The sequence below is a fragment of the Pseudoxanthomonas sp. genome, assembly GCF_002863005.1.
Taxonomy (GTDB): domain Bacteria; phylum Pseudomonadota; class Gammaproteobacteria; order Xanthomonadales; family Xanthomonadaceae; genus Pseudoxanthomonas_A.
The window spans coordinates 24,876-50,221 of record NZ_PKDG01000024.1; the positions used below are offsets into that span (position 1 = coordinate 24,876).

Here is a 25,346-nt window from a genome sequence, read left to right on the forward strand (position 1 = left end):
GGCCCTGATGCGTGCTGGAGAGACCTTTGCTGGCGCACGCCGATCCATGCGAGCAGCTTACTCCGGCTGCTGCGGACGCGCCGCCTCGGGCTGTGCGGCCTGGTTGGCGCGCGATTCCGCCGTCCCCAGTGCGCGTGCCGCCGCGGCATCGAGATCGGGGGGAGCGGTCGGCGCGGTCGCGGCGCTGGCCGCGGCCTGCTCGGTCTTCGCATCGAGCCAGCCCCCTTCGAAGCCGGCCTTCTTCAGGCCATCGCGGATGTAGGGGTTCTTCTTCATCACGCTCCAGACGAAGTCGTTCCGGTAGTTCGCGATCATCGCCAGGATGGGGCCCTGGTCGATGCCGATGTAGTCGCTGGCCACCCAGCCCTTGCCCGGGACGATACGCCCCGTCTTCAGCGGGATGTCGTAGTCGAAGCTCGGATTGAACGAATCCAGGAAGCCGTAGCTGGAGTACAGGTAGTCGCCGTAGCGACGATGCATTTCCTCGGTCGCGGGAATGACGATCTCCGGGGCGAACGGCAACGAGGCGATCGCCGCGGTCGGCGCAATGGTGCCGTCGTCGAAATTCTCGCGGAAGCCGGCGCCACGGGCAGAGTAATGGCGGAACGAGCGCTGCTCGCCACGGTACTCCTGCTGTGTCTGCTGCGGGCCATCGGACGCGGTCAGGCCCCACACGTTCTCGCCGTAGTCCTTCCACTTCATCGGGTTTTCGATGGCGTAAGCGCGCTGTGCGTACGTGGCGCGGCGGCTGTTCTCGAAATAGTCCATGCCACGCTCGCGCATGTAGTCGTCCTGGATGCCGCGGAAGTCGATCCAGACGTGGCTGTACTGGTGGCCGAAGTGCGGCGCGAACGTCAGGTATTCCTGGCCCTGGAAAACGCCCCACAGCTCGCTGTAGCTGCGCGTCCACACTTCCCAAGCCTCGGGACCGACCGGATGCGTCGGCGATGCCATCGCCAGCACGTACACCATCATCGCCTCGTTGTAGCCCTTCCAGTCATGCGGAATGACGCCGCTCTCGGGGAACCACCCCATCGAGATCAGCGGCTTGTTGTTCTGCAGGAAGGTCCAGTCGACGCGCTTGTAGATCGTGTCGGCGATGTCGCGTATTTCCTTCTCGCGCGCGTCGTCGCGGTCGTAGTAGGACTGCGCGAACAGCACGCCCATCAGCAGCAGCGAGGTGTCGACGCTGGACAGTTCCACCCAGGTGTTGAAGCGCTCGCCGGTGTTCATGTCGAGGAAGTGGTAGTAGAAGCCCTTGTGGCCGCCCTTCCCTTCCTTCTGCGGCCCCTGCGGCACGTCGCGCAGGAACTTCAGCGTCGTCAGCGTGCGGTCCACCGCCTGGGTACGGCTGACCCAGCCGTTTTCGATGCCGATCGGATACGCGGTCAGCGCATAGCCGATGGACGCGATGCTGGCGAACGGGCGCGACGGGTAACGGTCGGGCGTGAGGCCGTTCACCTCGTTGGTGGTGTCCCAGAAGAACTGGAAGGTGCGGCGTTCGATGTCGCGGAAGAGCGGCGGCAATTCCGGCTTTGCCGGAGGCTCGGGCTTGGCCGCCACAGCAGGCACGGCCGGCTTCGCCGCCGGTGCAGGCGCAGCCTTGTCTTCTGGCGCTTTCTGGCAACCGGCGATCAACAGAGTCAGCGCGACGCCGATGAACCAGGACATGCGCGGGGCTGGGGTGATCTTGTTCAAAGCGATTTCCCGTTGTAACCGTTTACAGACGTGTGTGGAAGAAACCCGCCGGTCAGGCGACGCCCGAAGACGTCGCCCGAGGGCGGGTGGGTATTACCAGTCGAAGCCGAAGGAGAGCTTGAAGGTGCGGGTGGGTTCGAAAATCTCGATGCCCGTGCGGTTACCCAGGTTCGGATTGACCGGGCCGCGCCCACCGTTGCCCGTACCGTACGCGCCGTCGTACTGATTCCAGTTCCTCCAGTTGAACGCGTTGATCAGATCGACCCGGACCTTGAAGCTCAGGTCCGTGCCGGTATGCCACCGCTTCTCGGCTGCAAAGTCGAACTGCTTGAAGCCGATGGTGCCATTGGGCGTATACGGATCGTAGAAGCACAAATAATTGGCTGCAGGCGCAGGCAGCGAATTCAGGCAGTTCGTACCGGATTTCGGAATCGGTGTTGCCAGCACCAGTTTGCCGCTGAACACGACATCCCAGCCCGGCGAGTAGATGCCGCTCAGGACAAGGCGATGCTTCGGCACGCCGGTCGAGGTGTACATCTGGTCATTCGCGAAGGCGTAGTCGAAGAGATAGGTCTCGCCAGTCGATGCGTTCGGGCGATTCTCTTCCGCATCGCTGTAGGTATATGCCGCATTGAAGCCCCACGGCGATTCCGCCGTATACGGCTTGTCGATGGAAAGCAGCAGCGAATTCAGGTTGTACTCGAAGCCGTTGTCTCCGAGGATCAGACTGCCGTAACCGGGGATGGCGAAGCCGAACGGCACCCCACCCCATGTCTGGCCCAGCGCCTCGAACTCATGGAACGTTCCATTCGGACGCCTGTTGCCCAAATGGGAGTAAATGCCGTCGCGACTGCGGATATGGGACAGCGTGACCGACGTATTCCAGTCGAGACCCCAGAGCGAGACGATGTTGCGCATGCCCAGGCTGAACTGGTCGGAATACGGGGTCTTGAGATCGTTATTGAGCAGATTGACCTCGCCGCCCGCCGTCGGATTGGCGGCGCTGTACGCGTCCAGGCCTGCCTGTGTCAGCAACGCGGTATTGAAAGGAATGCAACTGGCGCTGGCGGCACAGGGATGCAGTGGCGTCGGGAAACGGATGCTGTAAGTGGTGAACGCACCGCCGTAGTATTCGCGCGCCATGTAGTCGAACAGATTGCGGTCGTACGCGCGGCCTGCACCACCGAAGATCACATGACGCTGATCGCCGGTCAGGTCATAGGAGAAGCCCAGGCGTGGCTGGATGGCCCCCTTGAAGTCCTTGCGATTGCTGCCATCGCTGATGTAATCCTCGATGTCGTAGTCGGTATCGCGGATGTTGGTCCAGCCACGCAACGCGGTGGCGATGCGGGGATCGAGGCGATAGTCGGTGTAACTCGGGATTTCTTCGTAGTCCCAGCGCACGCCGAGGTTGAGTGTCAGCTTGTCGGTGACGGCCCAGTCGTCCTGCAGGTAGATGCCGAACTGCTTGTTGGCGGACTCCACGAACGGGTCACGACCGAGACGCGCTGTCGTGAACTCGATGCGGTATGGCTGCGTCAGGCTTTCGTTGACGTCGTACCAGTAGCGCGGATAGGGCGGGAACTGCTGGAACGCCGTCAGGTCGACCCGCTTGTACTTGATGCCGGCCTTGAGGGTGTGTCCCTCCCACCCGTAGAACGTGAAGTCATTCTGCAGCGACCAGCCTTTCTGGCCTTTGTCCTGGAAATTGGGTCCGCCGCCGGCATTCAGCACGACCAGGTCCAATTGGCTCGGATTACGCGGGTTGACGATGGTGTAACGGCTGCTGGGCGCATTCACCAGCGGAGAGGGGTTGTAGGACGATTCCTCGAAGGTGATGTGCGCGTCATTCATCCAGCGCTCGGCCGAGTAGACCGATCGAAGGTCGTAACGCGTCTCATCGTTGACCAGGCCGGTACCGGCCTCGGGCAGGTTGACGCCACCGATGCCCGAAACACCGACTTCGTCGCGCCGGCGTGCCGAGAACTCCACCAGGTGATTGTCGCTTGCCTGCCAGCTCAACTTTCCGAAGTAGGTATCCTGGTTGAAGGGACGGCTGTAGAGATTGTCGTACGGCGCAAGGATCTGCGACGGCAGGTTGGCGCCGGCAGCGTCCGTGGGCAGCAGCATGAGCGCAGGGCGGAGGATGTCCTTCGCCTCGTAAGTAACGAAGAAATGCAGCTTGTCGCGAATCAGGGGGCCACCGACCGAAAGCCCATACTGCTCCACACGCTCGATGGCTTCGGCCCCCAAACGCTTCTCTTGGGGCGTCGGACTTTGCCATTTCTCGCTGGTGCGATCCCAGAAGAAACTTCCACTGAACTCGTTGGTGCCTGACTTCGTAACGGCAGTGACCGCCGCACTGCTGATCTGGTCGTACTCGGCCTTGTAGTTCGACGTGATGACCTTGTACTCGCCGATGGCGAGTTGCGGGAACGGATTGCCTTCACTGTCGTCCTGTCCGGTGATGCCACCCGGGGTGACGTAGTTCTTCTGGCCCACGCCGTCGATGTAGACATTGATGTTGCTGGCGCCTTGCGCGCCACTGCGAAGTTGGCTCTCCTGCCCGCTCGGCGGCGTGGTGAAGAGCATGCCCGGCACGGTGTCCGCAAACGCGAGGAAATTGCGCGAATTCTGCGGCAGCAGTTCGATCTGCTTGTTGGACACGTAGGTCGCGACCTCCGACGTCTTTGTCTCCACCAGCATCGGCGCGGTCACGCGAACCGTATCGAGCGTGGTGGCGTCGCCGGCGGGCGCCTGGGCGGCGGATCCCTCAAGATTCAAGGTTGCCGTCTGGCCGACCGCCAACGTCACCGCACGGCTGCTGGTCTGCCCGCCGGCCGTCACCTCGATGCGGTACGCACCGGGCGGCAAACCACCGATGTTGTAGCTGCCATTGGTCGCCTTCGCACTGCGGGTGAGACCGGTATCCACGTTGATCACGGTGACGGTGGCATCGCTGGCAACCGCGCCTCGCAGCGTGGCGGACGTCGACTGCGCAAGCGCATGGGGTGCCGCCATCGCCAGGCAACTCGCCAGTGCGCAGGACAACAGTTTGCGATTGAGTTGGAACGTGTTGCGGCCGTGATGCTTCATGCGGTCTCCCCTCCAGGATGGGTACAGCGTTTGCGACACTCATGCCGCGTGTAATCGATTACATCTCTCGCACCAAAAAAGCGGCATCGCTGCCGTGTACCGTGACGCTCCCCGCGCCCGTCCGTCTGATGGATGTGCCGAATACGCCCGAAGGCGTACCACTTCGTGGCGTTGTCGCGTGCCAGAGAAAATCCACGGGATGGGCCATGCGTTGACGGCTCGATGACCAGGCAGGACGTCGCGTCATGACCTGCCACCCTTTGCGCACCTCGCAGGTGAGCCACCCGTGCGTCACGTCCGCCCTCCACGGCTGACCTTCACTGGACGCAATGTAACCGTTTTCAGCAGGGGTGGCAAAAGCGTTTTCGCGATCCCCGTCACGCCGTGCAGGCCGCGGACAAAAAGGGGAAATTCCAGCCGTTCTCTGCTGCATCGCAACGTAGATTCGTGGCGTGTCCAGCGCCCAGCGCTCGCCCCACGCCCGCCCTCACGACACCGTCGCAGGGGCCCGGCAATGACGGTCGATGAAGGCCTGATGCTTGGGCATGGCCTGCACGCATCGCTGGAGCGTCTCGCGGACACTGGCCACCAACCGAACCACATCCTCCTCCGGCATGCGATCCACAAGGGGCGAATACGCATGCGGCACGATCCGCTGCCCCAACATCACCTGCACCCAGCTCTGCAGCGCGAAGAATTCCTCGCCGTCACGGTAAAAGCGCCCGGTAGCGCGGAACAGGTCCAGGTTCGCCTGCAACGTATCGGGAATCGGCATGTCCCGGCATCGCCGCCAGAAAGGCTCGTCGCGTTCGACGGCCTTGTAATGCAGTATCAGGAAGTCGCGGATATGGTCGTATTCGAAGTGGGTACGCGCGTTGTAGCGCGCCACCAGCCCCGGATCCATGTCGCGATGCGGGAACATGTCCAGCAGGCGCAGGATGCCGGTCTGGATAAGCAGCAGGCTGGTGGATTCCAGCGGCTCCATGAACCCGCTGGCCAACCCGATGGCGACGACATTGCGGTTCCAGAACTGCTTACGCTTGCCGGTGACGAAGCGCAGCGGCCGCGGCTCTGCCTGCGGTTTTCCGTCGAGGTTGCCCAGCAGCGTTCCAATCGCCTCGTCTTCGCTCATGAAATCGCTGCAGTAGACCATGCCGTTGCCGGTACGGTGCTGCAACGGAATCCGCCACTGCCAGCCGGCGGTACGCGCGGTGGATCTTGTGTAGGGCGTGGGATCGCCGACGCGATCGCAGGGAACGGCGACCGCACGGTCGCAGGGCAGCCAGTGGCTCCAGTCCTCGTAACCGGTCTGGAGCGCCTGTTCGATCAACAGCCCGCGGAAGCCGGAGCAATCGATGAAGAGGTCGCCGGTGACGCGGCGACCGTCTTCCATTACCACAGCGCTCACGAATCCCGTTTCCGGCACCCGTTCCACGTCGACCACCTTGCCTTCCACCCGCTCGACTCCCAAGCGTTCGGCGAATGCGCGAAGGTAGCGGGCGTACAGCGTCGCATCGAAGTGATAGGCATACGCAACGTTGGCGAGCGGCGACGTCGGCGGTACGTCGTTGGCACCGGGCAGGAACCGGTCTTCGCGCGACGCGAGCGTCTGCAACTGATAGGAGCCGATATCGCCTACGTCCTTGCCTGCCAGCAGCAGCCGCAGCCAGTAGTGATGGAACGCGGCGGGGCCGGGATCGTGGCCGACCGTTCCGAAGCCGTGCATATAGCGGTCGCCGATGCGCGCCCAGTCGCGGAACTCGATGCCGAGCTTGAAGGTGCCCTGCGTGGCACGCACGAACTCGGCCTCATCCAGCCCGAGTGCCTGCGCGTTGAAAGTCCGGATGTGCGGCACGGTCGCTTCGCCGACGCCGACGATGCCGATCTCGTCCGACTCCACCAGCCGCACCTTGCAGCTTCTTTCCAGATGCCGGACCAGTGCCGACGCCGCCATCCAGCCGGCGGAGCCACCGCCCACCACGACGACCTCGCGAATCGCATTCCCGTCCATCTCTCCTCCCCCATATGACGGGACCCGCTTGCGCGGGTCCCGAACATGACCGATGACGCCGTCCTGTTACCAGGTCAGACGTGCACTGACGAACAGCGTACGCGGCGGCGTGTAGCTGGTGACGCCGTTGCCGGTGCTTACCACGCTGGTCTCCGGATCGTATACGCCACCAGAACCCCAGACCGTGCGATACGAGCTGTAGTTCTTCGCGTTGGTGACGTTGATCATGTCCGCACGCACTTCGAATGCCATGTCTTCGGCGATGTCGAAGCGCTTGGACAACGACAGGTCCAATTGCTTCGTGCCGAAGGTACCGGGCGTGTCGGTCGAGACGATGAGCGGCGGGGCGGCGGTGATGCTACCGTAGTCACGCCAGCCGACGACCGCATTAAGCGGGGGCGGCGTTGCAAGCGTGACCTTTGCCGATGCAGTGAAGCCCCACGGCAAATCGTAGATGCCGGTCATCACCAAGCGGTGGCGAGGTACGGCCTTCAAGTCGATGAAGGGATAGCCATCGATGGTGGCGGCATCGAACGAGTAATGCTCATCGCCGCCGCGGTTACCCTTGGCGCGCGAGAACGTATACGCCGCCGTGAAACCCCAGCCCGACTCTTCCGTGTACGGCTTTTCCGTGGACAGCAGCAACTGGGTGGTCTTGGTCTCTATCCCGTTGTCGCCCAAGATGAGCGCACCGAAGCCCGGCGGCTGGTGCTCCCACGGCTGTGCCAGATCTGCCGCATCCCAGGACGGCGCGTCATAGAAGTTGCCATTCGGATAGCGGTTACCCAGAGTGAAGACGAAGCCCTCCTTGCTATGGACGTACGCGACGGTGGCCGACGAATTCCATTCTCCGATGGTGCCGCGAATGCCCAACGAGTACTGGTCCGAGTAAGGCGTCACCAGATCGTTGTTCATCAAGTCGATTTCGCCGTTGCGACGGCGCGTGTCGATCAGCGAGTAGAGCTCATCGATACCGTTGAGGAAGCGCGGGTCCCAGTTGACGCAGGTGCCAGGGGCCGGCGTGCAACCCGAGCTCTCAACGAAACTGATGTCGTAAGTCGCCAAGGCGGCCTTGACTTGTTCCAGGCCCAGATAGTCGTAGAGATTTCGGTCGTAGCTGCGGCCTGCGCCACCGAACAACACCCAGCGTTCGTCGCCAGCCAGATCGTACGAGAAGCCCAGGCGCGGCGCCCAGTTGTTCTTGTCGGACTTGCGGTTGTTGCCCGTGCTGATGTAGTCCTCGATATTGACGCCGCCCGCGCGCAGCTGGTCGGCATAGATGCCGCCCGAATTGCTGCCCGTGCCCGGACCGTACAGGGCGTCGACGACTTCTTGAGGCGTACGGAAATCCACGTAGGACGGGATTTCCTCGTAGTCCCAGCGCAGGCCGAGGTTCAGCTGGAGCCGATCGGTGACATCCCAATCATCCTGGATGTAGATGCCGTACTGCTTGGCGGTGGTTTCTACGATGGGCGAGGCACCCTCGAAGGGCGCATTGAAGCTCACCATGTAGGGAATGCTGTTGGTGCCCACCGGAGAATACGGCGTGACGGCGAGCGAACCGTCGTTGACGGAGTACCGGAATGTCGGGTTGATAGCCGAATTCTCGCTCTGGGTCAGTTCGACCGACTTGTACTTGACACCCATCTTAACGACGTGGTCGCCCATCCACTCAAACGAGTTGAAGGTAAGGTCGTTCTGGAACGCTGGCCCCTTCTGCCCCTTGCGCTGGATCGACAAGGCGCTTGTCGAATCGGCGGTGATCAGTACGTCGTTTCGATTCGGACCGCGGGTGTAGACCGACTGGTTGCCAATCGTGAAAGCCGCCGGATTGAACAGTGAATCCTCGTAGGTAACGCGCGCTTCGTTGAGGAATGTTTCGCCGTAATGCATCCAACGTAGGTCATAGCGCTTGTCGGTGTTGAAGTTGACCTTGGCCGCACTGTCCGTGGTGGTGCCGCCCGCACCGCTGACGCCCTCTTCGTCGCGATACTTGGCTGACAGTTCAAGCCTGTCATTGTCGCCGACATCCCAGCTCAACTTACCGAAGTACAGGTCCTCATTGAAAGGCTGCGTCGTCGGCCCAAGCTGCGCGCGCACGCCCGCAGGCAGGAAGTCCTCGAACGACTCCCACTGACGTTCCGTAGCGACCGGATTGACATTCAGCACGAAATCCTTGGCTTCGTAGCTGAAGAAGAAGTGCATCTTGTCCTGGATGATAGGGCCGCCCAACGCAAAGCCATACTCGTTCTGCTTCGTCTGGGACTTGTCTTCACCCTTGGCCTCTTCGCCGACCGTCGGCTGGCGCATGGAGGTATTGGTGTACCGGGTGAAGAGTTCACCCTTGAACTCGTTCGTTCCCGACTTGGTCTGCGCGATGATCGCCGCAGAACCCACCTGGTCGAACTCGGCCTTGTAGTTCGAGGTAACGACCTTGTATTCGCCGATGGCCAGCTGCGGGAACGGGTTGCCCGCGCTCTGGTCCTGACCTGCTACGCCGCCCGTCAACACGTAGTTCTTCTGGCCGACGCCGTCGATGTAGACGTTGATGGCGCTCGTCTTCTGCGCGCCGCCACGCAGCTTGGACTGGCCGCTGCTCTGGTCTGTCTCGAACTGCATGCCCGGGACCGTGTCGGCGAACTCGAGGAAGTTGCGCGTCAGCTGCGGGACGGTGTTGATCTGTTTGAGCGAGACATTGGTACCGACTTCGGACGTCTTGACCTCCTGCAGCGGCGGTGCGGACACGCGCACGGTGTCGAGCGTGGTCGCGTCACCCGCCGGCGCGGCAGGCGCACCACCCACCAGGTCCAGACTGACCGACGTCGCTACCTGCAGGGTGACGGTGCGTTCGGTGCCGCCCGACGACACCGTATAGGTGCCCGGCGGCAAACCGGCCAGCGCGTAACTTCCGTCGGCATTCGCGGTGACCTGACGCTTGCTGCCAGTAGCGGTGTTGACCGCCGTGACCTGCGCGCCAGCGTCAGCCTTGCCGCGCAGCGTGGCGTTGGACGACTGGGCGATCGCGTGGCCGCTCGCCACGACCAGCACGCTGGCCAGTGCGCACGTCAGCAGTTTGCGCTTGGGTTGGAACATGTTCCGGTTGCGCTGTTTCATTGGCTCTCCCTCCAAAGATTGATGTGGTGCATATCGGCTTGATGCCGCTTGTAATCGATTACATCCCCGCCCAAAAAAAAGCGGTCCTGTCTCTACCTAAGTCTTTGCGTGGCGGCCCTCTCCCACACTCGAAGCCCGGACGATCAGTTCTGGAATCAGCATGGCGGACGGCGCGACGCGCGCGCCGTCGGAATCGATCGCATCCAGCAGGCGGCTCATCGCCTGTCCACCCAGCTCCGCGATACTGACGCGCATCGTGGTCAAGGTCGGGTGAACGAAACGCGCCAGCGGAATGTCGTCGAAACCGGCCAGCGCCACATCCTGCGGGACGCGCACGCCGGCCTCGTTGAAGGCGTACAGGCAGCCCAGTGCCGTCATGTCGTTGGCGGCGAAGACGGCCTGCGGCCGGTCCGCCGACTGCGCCATGCGCTTGCCGGCCTCATAGCCCGAAGACTCACTGAAGTCGCCGGCGAATTCCTGCGGTGGCGTCCCCGGCACGAAACGCGCCATGGCATCGCGGTAACCGCGCAGGCGTTCGCGCGCATCGAAGTTGCCCTCGGGGCCACCGATGAAGGCGATGCGGCGGTGCCCGGCGTTCGCCAGGTGTTCCACCATTGCCACGGCAGCGCCGTAGTTGTCGATGGTCAATGCAGGATAGGACGCATCCTGCACGTCGGTATTGATCAGCACGACCGGCAGGGAGGACGGCAGGTTGTCGACGAGGAAGCCAGGACGGTCGCTGTACGGGGACAGCACCAGCAATCCGTCGACGCGGCCCCGCATCGCACGCAGCGCCTCGCCCTGCTCTTCCGGGTGACCGTGGTAACTGGAGACCAGCAGATGTTGGCGACGCGCGCGGGCGACCTGGTCGATGCCGCGCACCAGTTCCGAGAAGAACTCGCCGTACAGATCGGGCAGGACCACGCCAATGGTCTGCGTGCGCCGGCTGCTCAGGCTGCGCGCAGCGGCGTGTGGCTGGTAGCGGAGGCGGTCGGCGGTGGCGAGCACCTGCTGGCGGACGGACTCGGCGACATTCTCGTGGCCATTCAACGCACGCGACACGGTGGCGACGGAAACCCGCGCCTCACGTGCGACGTCCTTGATGGTGACCGAGGTTCGCGCCATTCCCCGCCCCTCCGCGGTGATGACTGCTGCAAGTGGCGCGGACTGTAACCGTTTTCACGGAAACGTGTAAAGCCCGCGTTATTCGACACGCAAACCCTCGGAAATTCATGCACTTGCATGAACCTCCGAGCGACCGGGAACATTTTGCATTGCAGCATGATCCGCTGCTGCAATTCCCACTTTTACTTCGGCACGACCTCGAATGCGGCATCGCGCGTGCGATCAGAACTGCCACCGACGAAGACCGTGAACGTGCCGGGTTCCACCACCCGCTGCATGCGATCGTCGTACATCGCCAGATCCTCGAAGCCGAGCTCGAACGTGACCACCTTCGACTCGCCCGGCGCCAATGCCACCCGCTGGAAACCCCGCAGCTGCTTCACCGGACGGGTGATGCTGGCAACGTCGTCGCGCACGTAGAGCTGCACCACCTCTTCACCTGCGCGCTTGCCGGTGTTGCTGACGCGCACGCTGACGCGTTGCCGCAGATCGCCGAGCTTCAGCGTCGGCGATGCCACGCTGGGCGCGTCGTAGCGGAACGTCGTATAGCTGAGGCCATGGCCGAACGCGTAGAGCGGCGTCCACGGGACGTCGAGATACTTGCTGGTGTACTTCTCTTCCTCGCGCGGCGGACGGCCGGTGTTCTTGTGCGCGTAGTAGATCGGCACCTGGCCGACGTTGTGCGGGAACGTCACCGGCAGCTTGGCGGACGGATTGACGTCGCCGACCAGCACGTCGGTAATCGCATGGCCGCCCTCCACGCCCGGGAACCAGGCTTCGAGGATGGCCGGCACCTTGCCCTTCAGGCGACCGATCGACAGCGGCCTGCCGTTCAACAGCACCACCACCACCGGTTTGCCGGTCGCTGCCACCGCCAGGGCGAGCTGTTCCTGGACACCCGGCAGGTCCAGCGTCGTGCGGTTGTTCGCCTCGGCACTCATGTCAGGATGTTCGCCGAGGAACATCACCACCGCGTCGGCATTCTGCGCCGCCGCCACCGCGGCGGCGAAGCCGGACGTATCCTGGCCGTCGATCTCGGCGCCCTTCGCCACGGTGATGCGGGTGCCATTGCCGAGCGCGGCCTTCAGGCCTTCCAGCGGCGTGACGGCATCTTCTTCCTTGCCCGCCACCGCCCAGTTGCCCAGCATCGCGCGGCGGTGATCGGCCAGCGGCCCGATCACCGCCAGCGTGCGCACGGACTTGGACAGCGGCAGCACGTCGTTGTCGTTCTCCAGCAGCACCAGCGACTTCTGCGCCATCCGGCGAGCATCGGCGCGATGCGCAGGGGTCAGTGTCATCGCGCGCTCGTGGGAGCCATCCGGCGTGCAGGAGCGGTAGGGATCGTCGAACAGGCCCAGCCGGTACTTCGCGTTGAGCACGCGACGCACGGATGCATCCACTTGCGCCATCGGCACCCTGCCCGCCTTAACTTCGGCGGGAAGATCCTTCACGTAGATCTGGCTGACCATGTCGACATCCACGCCGGCCCGCAAGCCCAGCGCACCGGCCTGCTTGCGGTCCGCGGCGATGCCGTGCGGCATCAGCTCCATCACACCGGTGTAGTCGCTGACCAGCAACCCATCCCAGCCCCACTCCTTGCGCAGCAGGTCCTCGATCAGCGGCCGGTGCGCATGCATCGGGACGCCGGCGATCTCGTTGAAGGCCGCCATGATCGATTGCGCACCCGCATCCACGGCCGCCTTGAACGGCGGCAGGTAGAGCTCGTGCAGCGTGCGCTCGGAGATGTCGGCGACGTTGTAGTCGCGCCCCGCCTCGGCCGCGCCATAGGCGACGAAATGCTTGGCAGTGGCGAGCACCGCATCCGGCTTGCGCAGGTCGTCGCCCTGGAAACCGCGCACGCGCGCGGCCGCCAGCACCGAACCCAGGTAAGGGTCCTCGCCTGCGCCCTCGACCACCCGGCCCCAGCGCGGATCGCGCGAGATGTCGACCATCGGCGCATAGGTCCAGTGGATGCCATGCGCCGATGCTTCGATCGCGGCGACGCGGGCGGCATGCTGCACTTCCGCGGGGTCGAAGCTGGCCGATTCGCCCAGTGGCACCGGGAACACGGTGCGGTGGCCGTGGATGACGTCGTAACCGAACAGCAGCGGAATGCCGAGCCGGGACTCTTCGACGGCGATCTTCTGCAGGCGGCAGGTCAACGCCGCGCCTTGGGTTCCGAGGTACGAGCCGATCTCGCCACGCCGGATCTGGTCCTCGTTGCCGGCCATGGCCGCCGGGCCCGTGTTGTTGCCGACGCCCGGCGGCTGGTTAAGCTGGCCCAGCTTCTCCTCCACCGTCATCTTCGCCAGCAGGGCGTCGACGAACGCCTTCTCTTCGGGCGTGGCATAGACCGGAGGCGTGGCAATGGCGGGCGCCGACAAGAGCGCGGCGAACATCCCGATCAGCAGGGGTCGCGGCGAAACGAGGGGTTTCAGGTTCATGGGGGCCCTCCCGGCCTATCGGAGGGGGGCGAATGTAAACGTTTTCATCGCGCCCTGCATGTCGCGCTGCCAGATGCAGGCAGCCCCTCAGCGCGATTCGTCGGGCGTGCGGGCCTCGATGGCCAGGGCGTGGATGTCGGTCTGCATCATGTCGCCGAGGGCTGCGTAGACGGCACGGTGGCGGGCGAGCGGCAGCTTGCCGGCGAAGGCCTCGCTGGTGATCCGCACCGTGAAATGCCCACGCCCATCGCGGGCGCCCTCATGGCCAGCGTGCTTGTGGCTGTCGTCGTCGACCTCCAGCGCGAGCGGCCGCAGGGCGGATTCGAGAGCTGCCCGGATGCGCTCCACCCGATTCACGGCAGGACCTTGCGGAACGGCCGGACATCGACGCGGGCATAGACGCCTGCGGCTACGTAGGGATCGGCATCGGCCCAGGCCTTCGCGTCTTCCAGCGAATCGAATTCGGCGATGACGATGCTGCCGCTGAAACCGGCCGGACCCGGATCCTCGGCATCGATCGCCGGGCAGGGACCGGCGAGCAGCAGGCGCCCTTCGTCGCGCAGGTCGGTCAGGCGCGCCAGGTGCGCCGGTCGCGAGGCCAAGCGCAACGGAAGTACATCGGTCCCGTCATGGCCTTCAATGGCATACCACATGGTGTTCACTCCCAGGGCGAAGACTGAATTGTACGTGCGCCCCGCGCGGTGGGTGCTGGACACGGTCAGGGCCAACGCTTACCCTGTCCTCCATTGCACGGCCGGAAGCAGCGGCCCGTCCAGGGGAAAACCCGGCCACGCCGGCCTCCCTGCCCTGTCGAGGGACCTCCTGGACGTTCGATTCGCTGCCCCCCTCCGCCCGCGCCCGACGACCTCGCTGTTCGCTCCCCGCATTCCTGCGGTGTGCTTTGCCGGTTGCTGTAAGGGAAGCGTTCGCCCTGCGACGCGTAGATGATGGTTGGTGCATTGCCGGTGCCGCGCCGTCCTGCCTCGGGCAGGCCCGCAGGGTGACCCGCACGATGGCTGTTCCTTGATGAGCCCAGAACTCGCGTCCGACGCGAACCCACAACCCCCGACCACGCGCCCCCAGCAGCAGGAAATGCCGCTGGCGGTGGTGCATGGCCAGCCTGTGCTGCAGATTCCCCAGGACCTGTACATCCCGCCGGATGCGCTGGAAGTCATCCTGGATGCGTTCGAAGGTCCGCTGGACCTGTTGCTTTACCTGATCCGGCGGCAGAACCTGGACATTCTGGACATCCCCGTCGCCGAGATCACCCGGCAGTACGTGGACTACATCAACGTGATGCAGGAACTGCGGTTCGAACTCGCCGCCGAGTACCTGCTGATGGCCGCCATCCTGGCCGAGATCAAGTCGCGCATGCTGTTGCCGCGGCCGGTCAGCGAGGAAGGCGAGGAAGGCGACCCGCGCGCCGAACTGGTCCGCCGCCTGCAGGAATACGAGCGTTTCAAGCAGGCCGCCGAGGACCTGGACGCCCTGCCCCGCCAGGACCGCGACACCACGCCGGTGCACGCCGACGTGCCGGATCGCGCCGCGGTCAAGCTGCCGCCGCCGGTGGAACTGAAGGAAATGCTGCTGGCGCTGCACGACGTGCTCAAGCGCGCCGAGCTGTTCACCGGCCACGCGATCAAGCGCGAGGCGCTCAGCGTGCGCCAGCGCATGGGCGACGTGCTGACGCGGCTGGAGGACGGCAAGTTCCATCGCTTCGAAAGCATGTTCACGCCCGAGGAAGGCAAGCTGGGCGTGCTGGTGACCTTCCTGGCCATGCTGGAACTGGCCAAGGAGCAGCTGCTCGACATCGTGCAGGAAGCTCCGCTCGCCCCGATCTACATCAAGTCGCTGGCACTGAACAACACCAACGAACCGCTGCAGTTCTCCAGCGAATTCGACGACAGCGACGCCGCCAACGACAGCCAGTGAACCCGGCCGGGGCCACGAACGCCCCGCCGCACTTCCGAACGACAGGACCGCATGGATCAATCGCTCATCAACCGCATCGTGGAAGCCACCCTGCTGGCGGCCACCCAGCCCCTGACGCTGGCGCAGCTGCATGGCCTGTTCCCCGAGGACGAGCCGGCGCCGGAAGGCAGCGTCGAGCAGGCCCTCGAGGATCTGGCCGCCGGCTGCGCCGACCGCGGCGTCGAACTGGTGGAGGTCGCCTCGGGCTACCGCTACCAGGTCAAGGCCGACGTGCATCCGTGGGTCGCGCGCCTGTGGACCGAGCGCAAAACCAAGTACACGCGCGCCACGCTGGAGACCCTGGCCCTGATCGCGTACCGCCAGCCGATCACCCGCGGCGAGATCGAACAGGTTCGCGGCGTGGCGGTCAGCAGCAACATCATCCAGGCGCTGGAAGAGCGCGAGTGGATCCGCGTTGTCGGCCACCGCGACGTGCCCGGCAAGCCGGCGCTGTTCGGCACGACCAAGGTTTTCCTGGACTATTTCGGCCTGAAGCGGCTGGACGAACTGCCGCCGCTGTCCGAGCTGAAGGACATCGGCGAACTGGAACCGCAGCTGCCGCTGGATGGCGCGCCGCTGCCGGTCAGCATCGCCAGCGGCGATGCCGTCGACGACGCCGGGCTTGAAAGCCCGCAGGACGCGGACGCGGACGCAGACGTGGGCGACCACGGCGACAAGGACGACGAACAGCAGGACATCCCGGCATCTGTCGATGCCGACGAAGACACCCCCTCGGATGAAACCGGCGACGACGCCGGGGACGACGAAGCACCTCAACCCGAAGATGACGACGCCGCTGCTTCCGAGCAGGAAGACCAGGCACCGTCGGAGCAGAAACAATGAGCAACACCCCCCCGAAGAAAGCCCCCCTGGGCAAGCTGTCGCTGAAGCGCGGCGAAGGCGCCGAGACGCCGGAAACCACCCGCCTGGAGGAACGCCTGCACAAGGTGCTGGCCCAGGCCGGCCTGGGCTCGCGCCGCGCGCTCGAACAGCGCATCGCCGACGGCCTGGTCAAGGTCAATGGCGAAACCGCGCAGACCGGCATGTCGGTCAAGGGCGGCGACCGCGTCGAGCTGGACGGCAAGACGTTCGTCGCCAGCGCGCTGACCGAACCCTCGCGCGTCCTGATCTACAACAAGCCGGAAGGCGAAGTCACCACCCGTGAAGATCCCGAAGGCCGCCCGACGATCTTCGAAGCGCTGCCCGCACTGAAGGGCGCGCGCTGGATCGCCATCGGCCGCCTGGACATCAACACCACCGGCCTGCTGGTGCTGACCACCGATGGCGAACTCGCCAACGCGATGATGCACCCGTCCTACGAGGTCGAGCGCGAATACGTCGTGCGCGTGCGTGCGCCGGAAGGCCAGGAAAGCGTGCCGGACAACATCGTCGACCGCCTGCGCCGCGGCGTGGCGCTGGACGACGGCCCGGCCAAGTTCGACGAGATCGAACGCATCGGCGGCACCGACTCGCACGACTGGTTCCGCGTGGTGGTCAAGGAGGGCCGCAACCGCGAAGTGCGTCGCCTGTGGGAATCCCAGGGATGCCAGGTCAGCCGCCTGAAGCGCGTGCGCTACGGCAAGGTCAGCCTGCCGCAGCCGCTGCTGCGCGGCCAGACGCAGGAACTGCCGGATGCGCAGGTCGAAGCGCTGCGCAAGGACCTGGGACTGGATGTCGGCACCCCCGCCGCCCTGACGCTGCAGCCGGTGATCGGCCAGCGCAAGGCCGCCAAGTCGACCGTGCACGTCGGCGGCGGCCGCAGCGGCAGCGCCTACGTCAACGGCCACAACAGCGCCGACGAAGGCCGCGAGCTGCGACGCTTCGACCACGTGCGCGAAGACCGCGGTCGTGGCGGTCGCGGCAAGAAGCCGCACGGCGGCCTGACCGTCAGCGGCGAGCAGGCGGCCAAGCAGTCGCAGCGCCCGTTCAAGCAGCGCACGCCCAAGGGCCCGAAACCGTTGCCCGATGGCAATCCGGCCGCCTTCCGCAGCTGGTACGTGCCGGACGGCGTGGACACCGGTCCTGCCGGGCATCGCAACGCCGGTCCCGGCGGCCCGAAGAAGCCCTACGGCGGCAAGCCCGGCGGACGTCCCGGTGCCGGTGGCAAGCCCGGTGGCGGCGCTGGCAAGCGTGGCCCGGGCGGCGGCCCGGGCGGCTTCGGCGGCGACCGCTTCGGCAACGAACGCGGCCCCGGATTCGGCGCCGAACGTGGACCGCGTGGCGGCCAGGGCGCCGGCAAGCCTCAGCGTGCGGCGCGTCCGTACGGCCACCCGGCCAGCGCGCCGAGCTTTCCCTCCGACCATGCCAACCCCGGTTTCAATCCGTACGGCCAGCAGCCGCGCGGCCCGCGTCCGCAGGGACGGCCTGGCGGCGGCAATCGCCCGCAGCAGGCCGGTCCGCGTCCAGGGCCGGGCGGTCGTCCTGCGGGCGGCCGTGGTCCTGGCGGTCGACCGGGTGGGGGTGGTGGAAGGCCCGGCGGTGGCGGCCAGCGCGGCCCCCGCGGCGGTGGCCACGGCTGAAGCGACACCAAGAAGGCGCCCACGGGCGCCTTCTTCGCATGTGCGGATCGGAGGCGCGGACTTCATGGCGACTTCATCGCCGCTCCGCGAACGGCCTGCACGCTGCACGCCTTTCCGTGATGGAGCGCGTGCCAGATCATGCAGGATTGCCGTTATGACGTGATCGTCGTGGGGGCCGGCTTCGCCGGCCTCGCCTGCGCACGGGAACTTGCCATGCATGGCCTGCGGGTCTGCGTGATCGACCGCAAGCAGGACCTCGGCGAACGCATGCACACCACCGGCATCCTGGTACAGGAAGCCTGCGATGCGCCGCTGCTGGCCGGCTTGCCGCCGGCACTCGTGCGTGCCGTGCCGCACGTGCGCCTGTACGCCCCCAACCTGCGCAGCGTGCGGCTCGGCGCTGAGGGCTATCGCTTCTACACCACCGATACACCGGCGCTGCTGCGCTGGATGGGCCAGCGCGCCGAAGCCTGCGGCGTCGAGCTGAAACGTGGCCTTGCCTTCCGTGGCGCCACCCGCACGGCAACCGGATGGCGGCTGGACGGCATGGGCGAGGCCCGCGTGCTCGTCGGCGCCGACGGCGCACGCTCGCGGGTCGCGGAGAAGCTGGGGCTGGGTCGTGTGGACCAGTATCTCCATGGCGTGGAATACGAGTTCGACGGCGTCGCCCTGCGCGAACCCGATGCCCTGCACTGCTTCATCAGCAAGCGCTTCGCGCCGGGCTACCTGGGCTGGGTAGCACAGACACCGACCGGCGTGCAGGCCGGTCTCGCCCGGCGATACCGCTCCGGCGGCACGCATGTGCCGGACATGGCAGGCTTCCTGCAGCACGTCGCGCCGATGACCGGACTGTCCGTCACGCGACGACCCGACAGCATCCGCGCGGGGCTGATTCCCTGTGGCGGTCCGGTCCGGCCGATGCAGCGCGACGACGTCGTGCTGATCGGCGATGCGGCCGGCATGGTGTCGCCGCTGACCGCAGGCGGCATCCATGCCGGACTGAGGCACGGTGCGATGGCGGGACGCAGCCTGGCCCGCTCCCTGTCGGGACGCGCCGGGCCGGATGTGGCGTCGCCGCCGCCGGTCCCGGGGTTTGCGTTCAAGCGCGCCCTGCGATGGGCCTTCGACCACGCGCAGTTCGATGTTCCGGTGAATCTGCTGCTGGCGGCACGTCCGATGCGACGCGTCGTCGAGCAACTCTGCTTCCACCGGCGCGGCGATCCGCCCCCTGCCCCGGCGGCGGGCGATTGAGCAGGATCAAGGCCGTCGAATGCGGGTCGGCTACAATGGCGCGTCGCTTCACTCGCCTGACTTCCCCCATGTCCTCTGCGTTCGGCACCGAGACGGTGCTCGACGTCCGTCACTGGACGGACGCCTACTTCAGCTTCACCACCACCCGCGACGACGGTTTCCGCTTCGAGAACGGCCAGTTCGTCATGATCGGACTGGAAGTCGACGGCAAGCCGCTGCTGCGCGCCTATTCGATCGCCAGCGCCAACTGGGAAGAACAGCTCGAGTTCTTCAGCATCAAGGTGCAGGACGGCCCGCTGACCTCGCGCCTGCAGCACATCAAGCCCGGCGACACCGTGCTGATCGGGCGCAAGCCGACCGGCACGCTGCTGATCAGCGACCTGCATCCCGGCCGCAACCTCTATCTCCTGGGCACCGGCACCGGCCTGGCGCCCTGGCTGTCGGTGATCAAGGACCCGGAGACCTACGAGCGGTTCGACAAGGTCATCCTGACCCATGGCGTGCGCCATGCCGAGGACCTCGCCTATCGCGACTATTTCGAGAAGGAACTGCCGCAGCACGAGTTCCTCGGCGAGACCATCCGCGAGAAGCTGCTGTACTACCCGGCGGTGACGCGCGAGGACTTCGTTCACCAGGGGCGCCTGACCGACCTGATGGCCAGCGGCGCGATGATGGACAGCCTGGGCATTGCGCCGCTGGATGCGGAACACGACCGCGCGATGATCTGCGGCAGCCCGCAGATGCTGGCCGATTTCCGAGCCCTGCTCGATGGCCGCGGGTTCACCGCCGCGCCACGCATCGGCACGCCGGGGCAGTACGTGTTCGAGCGCGCTTTCGTCGAAAAGTAAGCGCGACCCGGTGGCGACTCACCGAGCTCTGCAGGTCTCGCTGCCGCGCAGTACATCGCCGCCCAGGCGTGAAGCCAACTCCTGGGACGTGATGGGCGTGATGCCGGCGCCGAAGCGCCGGTTCACCACGTGCACGAGCGCTTTCGCCCACAAGGCGTTCCAGACCGTGCCGGCGTGCCCGTCCGACAGGATCGCGTGGCAGGGCGCATCGCCCTGCGTGTTGGTGACGACCAGGTCCTCGCCGATGCGGACGGCCTTGTATGCGGGGCGAGCCGTCGCGTCGCGGCCACCCCACAGCGCTGCGAACCAGGCCCGGTCGTCGAAGAAGGCGATGCGGGGATCCCGCACCGCCATGGCCTTCAGCGCGGCGTCGTAGCGATCCAGTGCGCGGGTGATGTTGGCCTGTTCGCGTGCTGACGACCAGCGTCGTACGTTCTCGCCGATGTTGGCGTTGTCGAAGATGCCGACCAGCACCACCCGCGTATCGGGATGGTGGCGATGGAGGTACGACACCGCCGCGCGTACATCGTCGATGCATCCATCGATCTCCGCTGCCACGGCAGGATCGTCGGCGGAGGCGGCCAGCCGGTCGAGGTGCTCACGCTGGCCGAAGCTGTTCACGCCGATGCGGACGACGACGATGCCTCCCCGCCACGCGGCGGGTGCTTCGTCCATCTGCTGCACGAGGTGGGGCACCTGGCGCTGTATATTCATCAGGTCGTTGCAGACCGCGCCGGACACGGCGAAGTTGTAGGCGAAGTCCTCCTTCTCCGGCGTCCGCGCCGGCAGGCCCAGTGCCTCCTCCACCATCGCAACGATCCGTCGGCTGCCGGAACGGCCCCAGTGCCCCTGGTCGACTTCGCCGCCGCGCAGGCGATGCAGCCACTCGGTCCATTGCCATGTCGTGTCGTGGAAGGCGCCACCGCGCGTGCCGTCCTCACCCGTGAACTGCGTGCGGTCGTGGTAAGCGTGACTGTCCGAGTCGCCCACCACGGCCAGCGGCACCGGCGCCGCGAACGATGCGTCCGCACACATGCTGGCCCACGCCAGCAACGCGAACGCCCACGCCTTCTTGACCACCGTCATCTCCCGGAAACTTGTTTCCCGCATGACGCATAGAACGCCAAGCCCGTCGCGGTCGGGACATGGCGCTGCGTCCAGCCCCGCGTGCACGCGCGCGTCGCCTGGCCGATGCTAGTCTCCGTGCATCGCACGCGGGGAGCACGGCATGGCAGGCACGGGGAAACGGTGGGTCGTGATCGTGATGGCGCTGGCGCTCGCGGGCTGCCTGCCGGCGATCGATACCAGGGCGCCCGTGCCGCAGGCGCTGGTGCCGGCGGCGTCACCACCCACGCGTCTGGTGGTGGTGCTGCCCGGACGCGGCGACGACGTGCAGGCGCTCCGCGAAAGCGGCATCGCGCCGGCCATCCAGTCGGCGTGGCCCGATGCGGATGTCGTGCTCACCGGGCTTGGCTTCGCCTACTACATGCAGGGACGCGCGCCGCAGCGGCTGCACGATGAAGTGATCGTGCCCGCCCGTGCCCGCGGTTATCGCGAGGTCTGGCTGATCGGAGCCTCCATGGGAGGCATGGGCACGCTCATGTACGACCGCGCCTATCCCGGCGACGCCGATGGCCTGGTGCTGCTGGCGCCCTATCTGGGCGACCGCTCGCTGGTGAAGGACATCCGCACGCGGGGCCTGCGGCAGTGGGACGCGGGCCCCGTACCGGCCGAGGTGGATGCGGGCAACTACCAGCGCGAACTGTGGCGCCACCTGCAGGGCTGGCAAGCCGATCCGGCACGTACGCGCTCCGTCTGGCTGGGCTATGGCGCGGAGGACCGGCTGGCCGACGCCATGCCGCCGCTGGCCGGACTGTTGCCGGCGGACCACGTGGTCGTGGCAGAGGGCGGCCATGCGTGGAAGGTGTGGTCTCCCCTCGCCCGGCGCATGCTCACGGACGCCGGCCCTGCACGCCTGGACGCTCAGCGTTCGCCGTAACGCAGCCAGCGGATCGCCGCGGCTTCGTCCGCGAATACACGCGCGTCGAAGCCGTTCTCGTTGGCCAGCAGGCCGGCGAACTCCACCTCGGGCAGCTGTTCGGCGTGCTTCTCCACGTAAGCGATGCGGACGGCCTCCATCCCCTGCCCCTGCATGGCCTGCACGAACTGCAGCAACTGCGCGGGCGGAGGCGGCAAGCCTTCCATGTCGTCCACCACCAGCAGAGACGGCGGCGTGAGCCGACGCACTTCCTCCGCGATGGCCTGCCAGTACGCCAGCGTCGTTTCCAGCGTGCCGTTCGTACCGGTCACCCACGCGCGCAGTCCGTAGTCGGTGGTACCGAACGCGATATGGAACGACGGGGCATGCACACCGCTCATGCCGTCGCGCTCAACCCAGTGCGGCGCGGATGTCGCCCGCCAGCGATTCCGGCGTATCGGTAGGCGCATAGCGCTTGATGACCCGTCCGTCGCGCCCGACCAGGAACTTGCTGAAATTCCATTTGATGGCGCTGATGCCCAGCAGGCCGCCCTTCTCTTTCTTCAGCCATTTCCAGAGCGGATGCGCACCGTCGCCGTTGACGTCGATCTTGGCGAACATCGGAAAGGTCACATCGTAGTTCAGCGAGCAGAAATTCCGGATCTCGGCCTCGTCGCCCGGCTCCTGGTGGCCGAACTGGTCGCACGGGAATCCCAGCACGACCAGACCCTGCGGACCGAACTCGCGCCACAGGGCTTCCAGGCCGGTGTACTGCGGCGTGAAGCCGCACTTGGAGGCCACGTTGACGATCAGCAGGGCCTTGCCCTGGTATTCGGACAGCGAGCGTTCGCGACCGTCGAGGTCCTGGGCGGAGAAATCGTAGGCGGTGGTCATGGGGTGATTGGCTCCGGGAAAGGCGCTATCAGACACCCGGCGCGTCCGCCGGGCAAGCCGCCGGGGAGCATGCCGATCCACGGGAACGGGGTCCCGATTCGGCTACCGTGTCGATACGGACCCACGACACCGCCATGCACGACCCCGACCCCGCCTGCCATGCCAGCCTGTGCATCCTGTCGTGGCTCTGGCGGCGCTGCGAAATGCTGGTGTGATTGACTGCTGTTGTGGGAGCGACGTCAGTCGCGAACGAAACGCAGCGGCAGTCTGATCGCGACTGACGTCGCTCCCACAACGTCATTTCGGCTTACCGAGCCGGCTGGACCTTGATGGCTGGCGCGAACGGCGTGATCCCCAGCGCTTCGTGGATCTCCGCCGGGTAATACGCCCGGCCATCCTTGATGACCAGCGCCAGCTTGCGGATGTCCGCGATGTTGGCGGTGGGGTCCCCATCCACCAGCACCAGGTCCGCGCGCTTGCCCGGCGTGATGGAGCCGGCATCGTCCAGCGTGCGGCTGTACTTCGCACCGTTCCAGGTCGCTACCTGCAGGGCCTGCGACGGGCTCAGTCCGGCCTGCACATAGAGTTCCAGTTCGCGCTGCAGGGTGAAGCCCGGCAGTTCGTCGGTCCCGGCGACCAGCGGGACACCCGCGCGGTACATGCGGCCGGTGAACTCCACAAGCTTGTCGAAGCTGCGCTTGTAGCGCGCGCCGGTTTCATCGTCCTTGATGTCCATCTCGGCCGCACGCCGGCTGCGCTGCACGTCCGGCGGCAGGTGGTCGGCCACGTCGGCGACGATCGGCGACAGCTGTCCTTCGCGCTGGTGGATGAACTCGAACGTCGCCAGCGTCGGGTCGATGACGATCTGCTTCTTGGCCAGCTCCGCGATGAAGTCCTGCACCGGCTTGCTGTCGAAGTCCAGGCCATCGGTCCTGTCGGCGACCAGGTAGAAGCGCGCCAGCGTGCGCGTGTCGGTTTCCGGCGTGACGAAGAAGTTCAGCATCACCTGGTTGATGTGCTGGATCTCGTCGTAGCCCTGCTCGACCACGTCCTGCGCGCGGAGGAACGCCGGTACGTGCCCGCTGACCCGCAAGCCGCGCTGGTGGGCGTAGGCCGTCGTGTCGCGCAGAATCTCCTTCGGGAACGAGTTGTAGATCTTGATCTGCGGATAATGGTGGTCGGCGTACCAGTCGATGGCCTGCTTCGCGCCGGCCAGGTCCTTCACCACGAAGCCGCCCTGCGACGAGTGCGGACTCTGTCCTTCGATGTAACCCGCGGGAATCACCCGCGGATGCATCAGCGTGCCGGCCTTCTCTTCCGCCATCAGCTGCTGCAGCGTCGCGTTGTCGTTGCCCATGTCGCGCGTGCTGGTGACACCGGCCGCAAGATGCAGTCCGCCTTCCCAGCTGCCCGCATGCACGTGCATGTCGTAGAGGCCGGGCAGCAGCACGCGATTGCCGGCGTCGATCACGATGTCGGCCGCGACCCTCGATTGCCCGACCGGCGACACCGACAGGATCTTGCCATCCCGCACGACGACGTCCGCGGCGGCGCCAAGGACCGCATTCTCGCTGTCGAACACGCGCGCGTTGCGGATCAGCGTGGTGCCCGGCAACGGATGCGCCAGGCGTTGCTGCAGCGCTACCAGCGCTTCACGCTCGGCGACCTTCTGTCGCGCTTCCAGTGCGTTGGCGCTGCCCTGCCAACCGTCCTCGATCAACTGCAGGAACCCGGGATAGATGTAGGCGAACATGCGCGGCACGGCGTCGCGCGTCACCCACACGAAACTCGGCGTGAACCCGATGCCGGTCAGCGCCACCAGGTCGACCTTCCGGGTCTTTCCGCCGCTGGCGATCTGCATCGAGGCAACCTTGCGCTGCGTCAGCGTACCGCTGGGCACCAGCGGCAGCTTCCCGTCGGGACGCTTGGCCAGTGCGGCCAGCGCGACCGACGTCGCCGCAGGCGTGCCGCCCAGCGGCGTATACAGCGCGGTGCCGGTGTAGGCATGGGTGCCGCTGTCCGACGTACTTTTCCAGGTACCGGTGTCGCCCGTGCGCGTGAACGTTTCGTCCACCGGCGCGCCGAACGTGGACGCGCCCTTGACCTGGTAGCGATCGAAGGTGCCGTCATCGCGCAGGCGGAATTCCTCCTTCAGTTCCGGACCGCGCCCGTTGTCCTTGAAGATGAAGTCGACGCGCGTCACGCCATCGTCGCCCACCGTGACCGTCTGCTCGCCGGCTTTCTTTCCGCCATCGACCAGGGCGACGTACTTCAGCGTCTCGGCAGCCAGCGCCGACGGCGCCAGCAACAATGCACAGCAGAAGGCAAGGACAGGCTTCACAGGACTCTCCGTCGGGGGCGCTCGGCGCATTCTGCCGCAGCGTGAAGGCACGCCGG

The 25,346-nt window shown here is 65.9% G+C and carries 18 protein-coding genes; 6 read left to right on the top strand and 12 right to left on the bottom strand.

Annotated elements, in window-relative coordinates; genetic code table 11:
* Positions 1-57: 57 nt before the first annotated feature.
* The 8 genes from CYU89_RS11660 to CYU89_RS11695 all read right to left on the bottom strand — a co-directional run bounded on the left by CYU89_RS11660 (position 58) and on the right by CYU89_RS11695 (position 14,141).
* Entirely contained in the window at positions 58-1,671 is a 1,614-nt protein-coding gene (locus CYU89_RS11660; protein ID WP_296281202.1) for a glucoamylase family protein, read from the bottom strand.
* Between the two features lie 120 nt (positions 1,672-1,791).
* A complete protein-coding gene (locus tag CYU89_RS11665) occupies positions 1,792-4,794 on the bottom strand; it encodes a TonB-dependent receptor (protein ID WP_296281203.1) in 3,003 nt (1,000 codons plus the stop codon).
* Between the two features lie 487 nt (positions 4,795-5,281).
* Complete coding sequence (locus CYU89_RS11670; RefSeq protein ID WP_296281204.1) at positions 5,282-6,805, bottom strand: tryptophan halogenase family protein; 1,524 nt, start codon at positions 6,803-6,805, stop codon at positions 5,282-5,284.
* Positions 6,806-6,871: 66 nt separating this feature from the next.
* On the bottom strand, positions 6,872-9,919 hold the full coding sequence (locus tag CYU89_RS11675) for a TonB-dependent receptor (RefSeq protein WP_296281205.1): 3,048 nt from the start codon (positions 9,917-9,919) through the stop codon (positions 6,872-6,874).
* 96 nt (positions 9,920-10,015) lie between these two features.
* Complete coding sequence (locus CYU89_RS11680) at positions 10,016-11,044, bottom strand: LacI family DNA-binding transcriptional regulator (RefSeq protein WP_296281206.1); 1,029 nt, start codon at positions 11,042-11,044, stop codon at positions 10,016-10,018.
* 182 nt (positions 11,045-11,226) lie between these two features.
* Positions 11,227-13,488, bottom strand: coding sequence for a glycoside hydrolase family 3 N-terminal domain-containing protein (locus tag CYU89_RS11685; RefSeq protein ID WP_296281208.1), 2,262 nt, complete (start codon positions 13,486-13,488; stop codon positions 11,227-11,229).
* Between the two features lie 87 nt (positions 13,489-13,575).
* Positions 13,576-13,845: a BolA family protein gene (locus CYU89_RS11690; RefSeq protein ID WP_296281210.1), complete on the bottom strand. Its 270-nt coding sequence runs from the start codon at positions 13,843-13,845 to the stop codon at positions 13,576-13,578.
* Positions 13,842-14,141 (bottom strand): YciI family protein, encoded by a 300-nt coding sequence (locus tag CYU89_RS11695; RefSeq protein ID WP_296281212.1) that lies wholly within the window; start codon positions 14,139-14,141, stop codon positions 13,842-13,844. The genes CYU89_RS11690 and CYU89_RS11695 overlap by 4 nt, the downstream gene beginning before the upstream one ends.
* A gap of 373 nt (positions 14,142-14,514) precedes the next feature.
* Between CYU89_RS11695 and CYU89_RS11700 the strand changes: the two genes are divergently transcribed.
* The 5 genes from CYU89_RS11700 (at position 14,515) to CYU89_RS11720 (ending at position 20,077) form a co-directional block, all read left to right on the top strand.
* Positions 14,515-15,420: a ScpA family protein gene (locus CYU89_RS11700; RefSeq protein WP_296281214.1), complete on the top strand. Its 906-nt coding sequence runs from the start codon at positions 14,515-14,517 to the stop codon at positions 15,418-15,420.
* Positions 15,421-15,471: 51 nt separating this feature from the next.
* Positions 15,472-16,302, top strand: a complete 831-nt coding sequence (gene scpB / locus CYU89_RS11705; RefSeq protein WP_296281216.1) for an SMC-Scp complex subunit ScpB — start codon at positions 15,472-15,474, stop codon at positions 16,300-16,302.
* Entirely contained in the window at positions 16,299-17,978 is a 1,680-nt protein-coding gene (locus CYU89_RS11710; protein ID WP_296281218.1) for a pseudouridine synthase, read from the top strand. The genes scpB and CYU89_RS11710 overlap by 4 nt, the downstream gene beginning before the upstream one ends.
* Before the next feature lie 138 nt (positions 17,979-18,116).
* Complete coding sequence (locus CYU89_RS11715) at positions 18,117-19,229, top strand: NAD(P)/FAD-dependent oxidoreductase (RefSeq protein ID WP_296281220.1); 1,113 nt, start codon at positions 18,117-18,119, stop codon at positions 19,227-19,229.
* Between the two features lie 68 nt (positions 19,230-19,297).
* On the top strand, positions 19,298-20,077 hold the full coding sequence (locus CYU89_RS11720) for a ferredoxin--NADP reductase (protein ID WP_296281221.1): 780 nt from the start codon (positions 19,298-19,300) through the stop codon (positions 20,075-20,077).
* An 18-nt stretch (positions 20,078-20,095) separates the two neighbouring features.
* Here the strand turns inward: CYU89_RS11720 and CYU89_RS11725 are convergent, their stop codons facing one another.
* Complete coding sequence (locus CYU89_RS11725) at positions 20,096-21,163, bottom strand: hypothetical protein (RefSeq protein ID WP_296281224.1); 1,068 nt, start codon at positions 21,161-21,163, stop codon at positions 20,096-20,098.
* A gap of 142 nt (positions 21,164-21,305) precedes the next feature.
* On the opposite strand from CYU89_RS11725, the gene CYU89_RS11730 reads away from it, so the two are divergent.
* Positions 21,306-22,076 (top strand): alpha/beta hydrolase, encoded by a 771-nt coding sequence (locus CYU89_RS11730; protein WP_296281225.1) that lies wholly within the window; start codon positions 21,306-21,308, stop codon positions 22,074-22,076.
* Here CYU89_RS11730 and CYU89_RS11735 read toward each other — a convergent pair.
* From CYU89_RS11735 to CYU89_RS11745, 3 genes are all read right to left on the bottom strand, one after another.
* Positions 22,061-22,456, bottom strand: a complete 396-nt coding sequence (locus CYU89_RS11735) for a hypothetical protein (RefSeq protein WP_296281226.1) — start codon at positions 22,454-22,456, stop codon at positions 22,061-22,063. The two genes, CYU89_RS11730 and CYU89_RS11735, sit on opposite strands and share 16 nt — an antisense overlap.
* 10 nt (positions 22,457-22,466) lie before the next feature.
* Positions 22,467-22,949 carry a glutathione peroxidase gene (locus CYU89_RS11740; protein WP_296281227.1) on the bottom strand — a complete coding sequence of 161 codons (483 nt, stop codon included), beginning with the start codon at positions 22,947-22,949 and terminating at the stop codon, positions 22,467-22,469.
* A gap of 307 nt (positions 22,950-23,256) precedes the next feature.
* Positions 23,257-25,290, bottom strand: a complete 2,034-nt coding sequence (locus CYU89_RS11745; protein WP_296281229.1) for an amidohydrolase family protein — start codon at positions 25,288-25,290, stop codon at positions 23,257-23,259.
* Between the last annotated feature and the right edge of the window lie 56 nt (positions 25,291-25,346).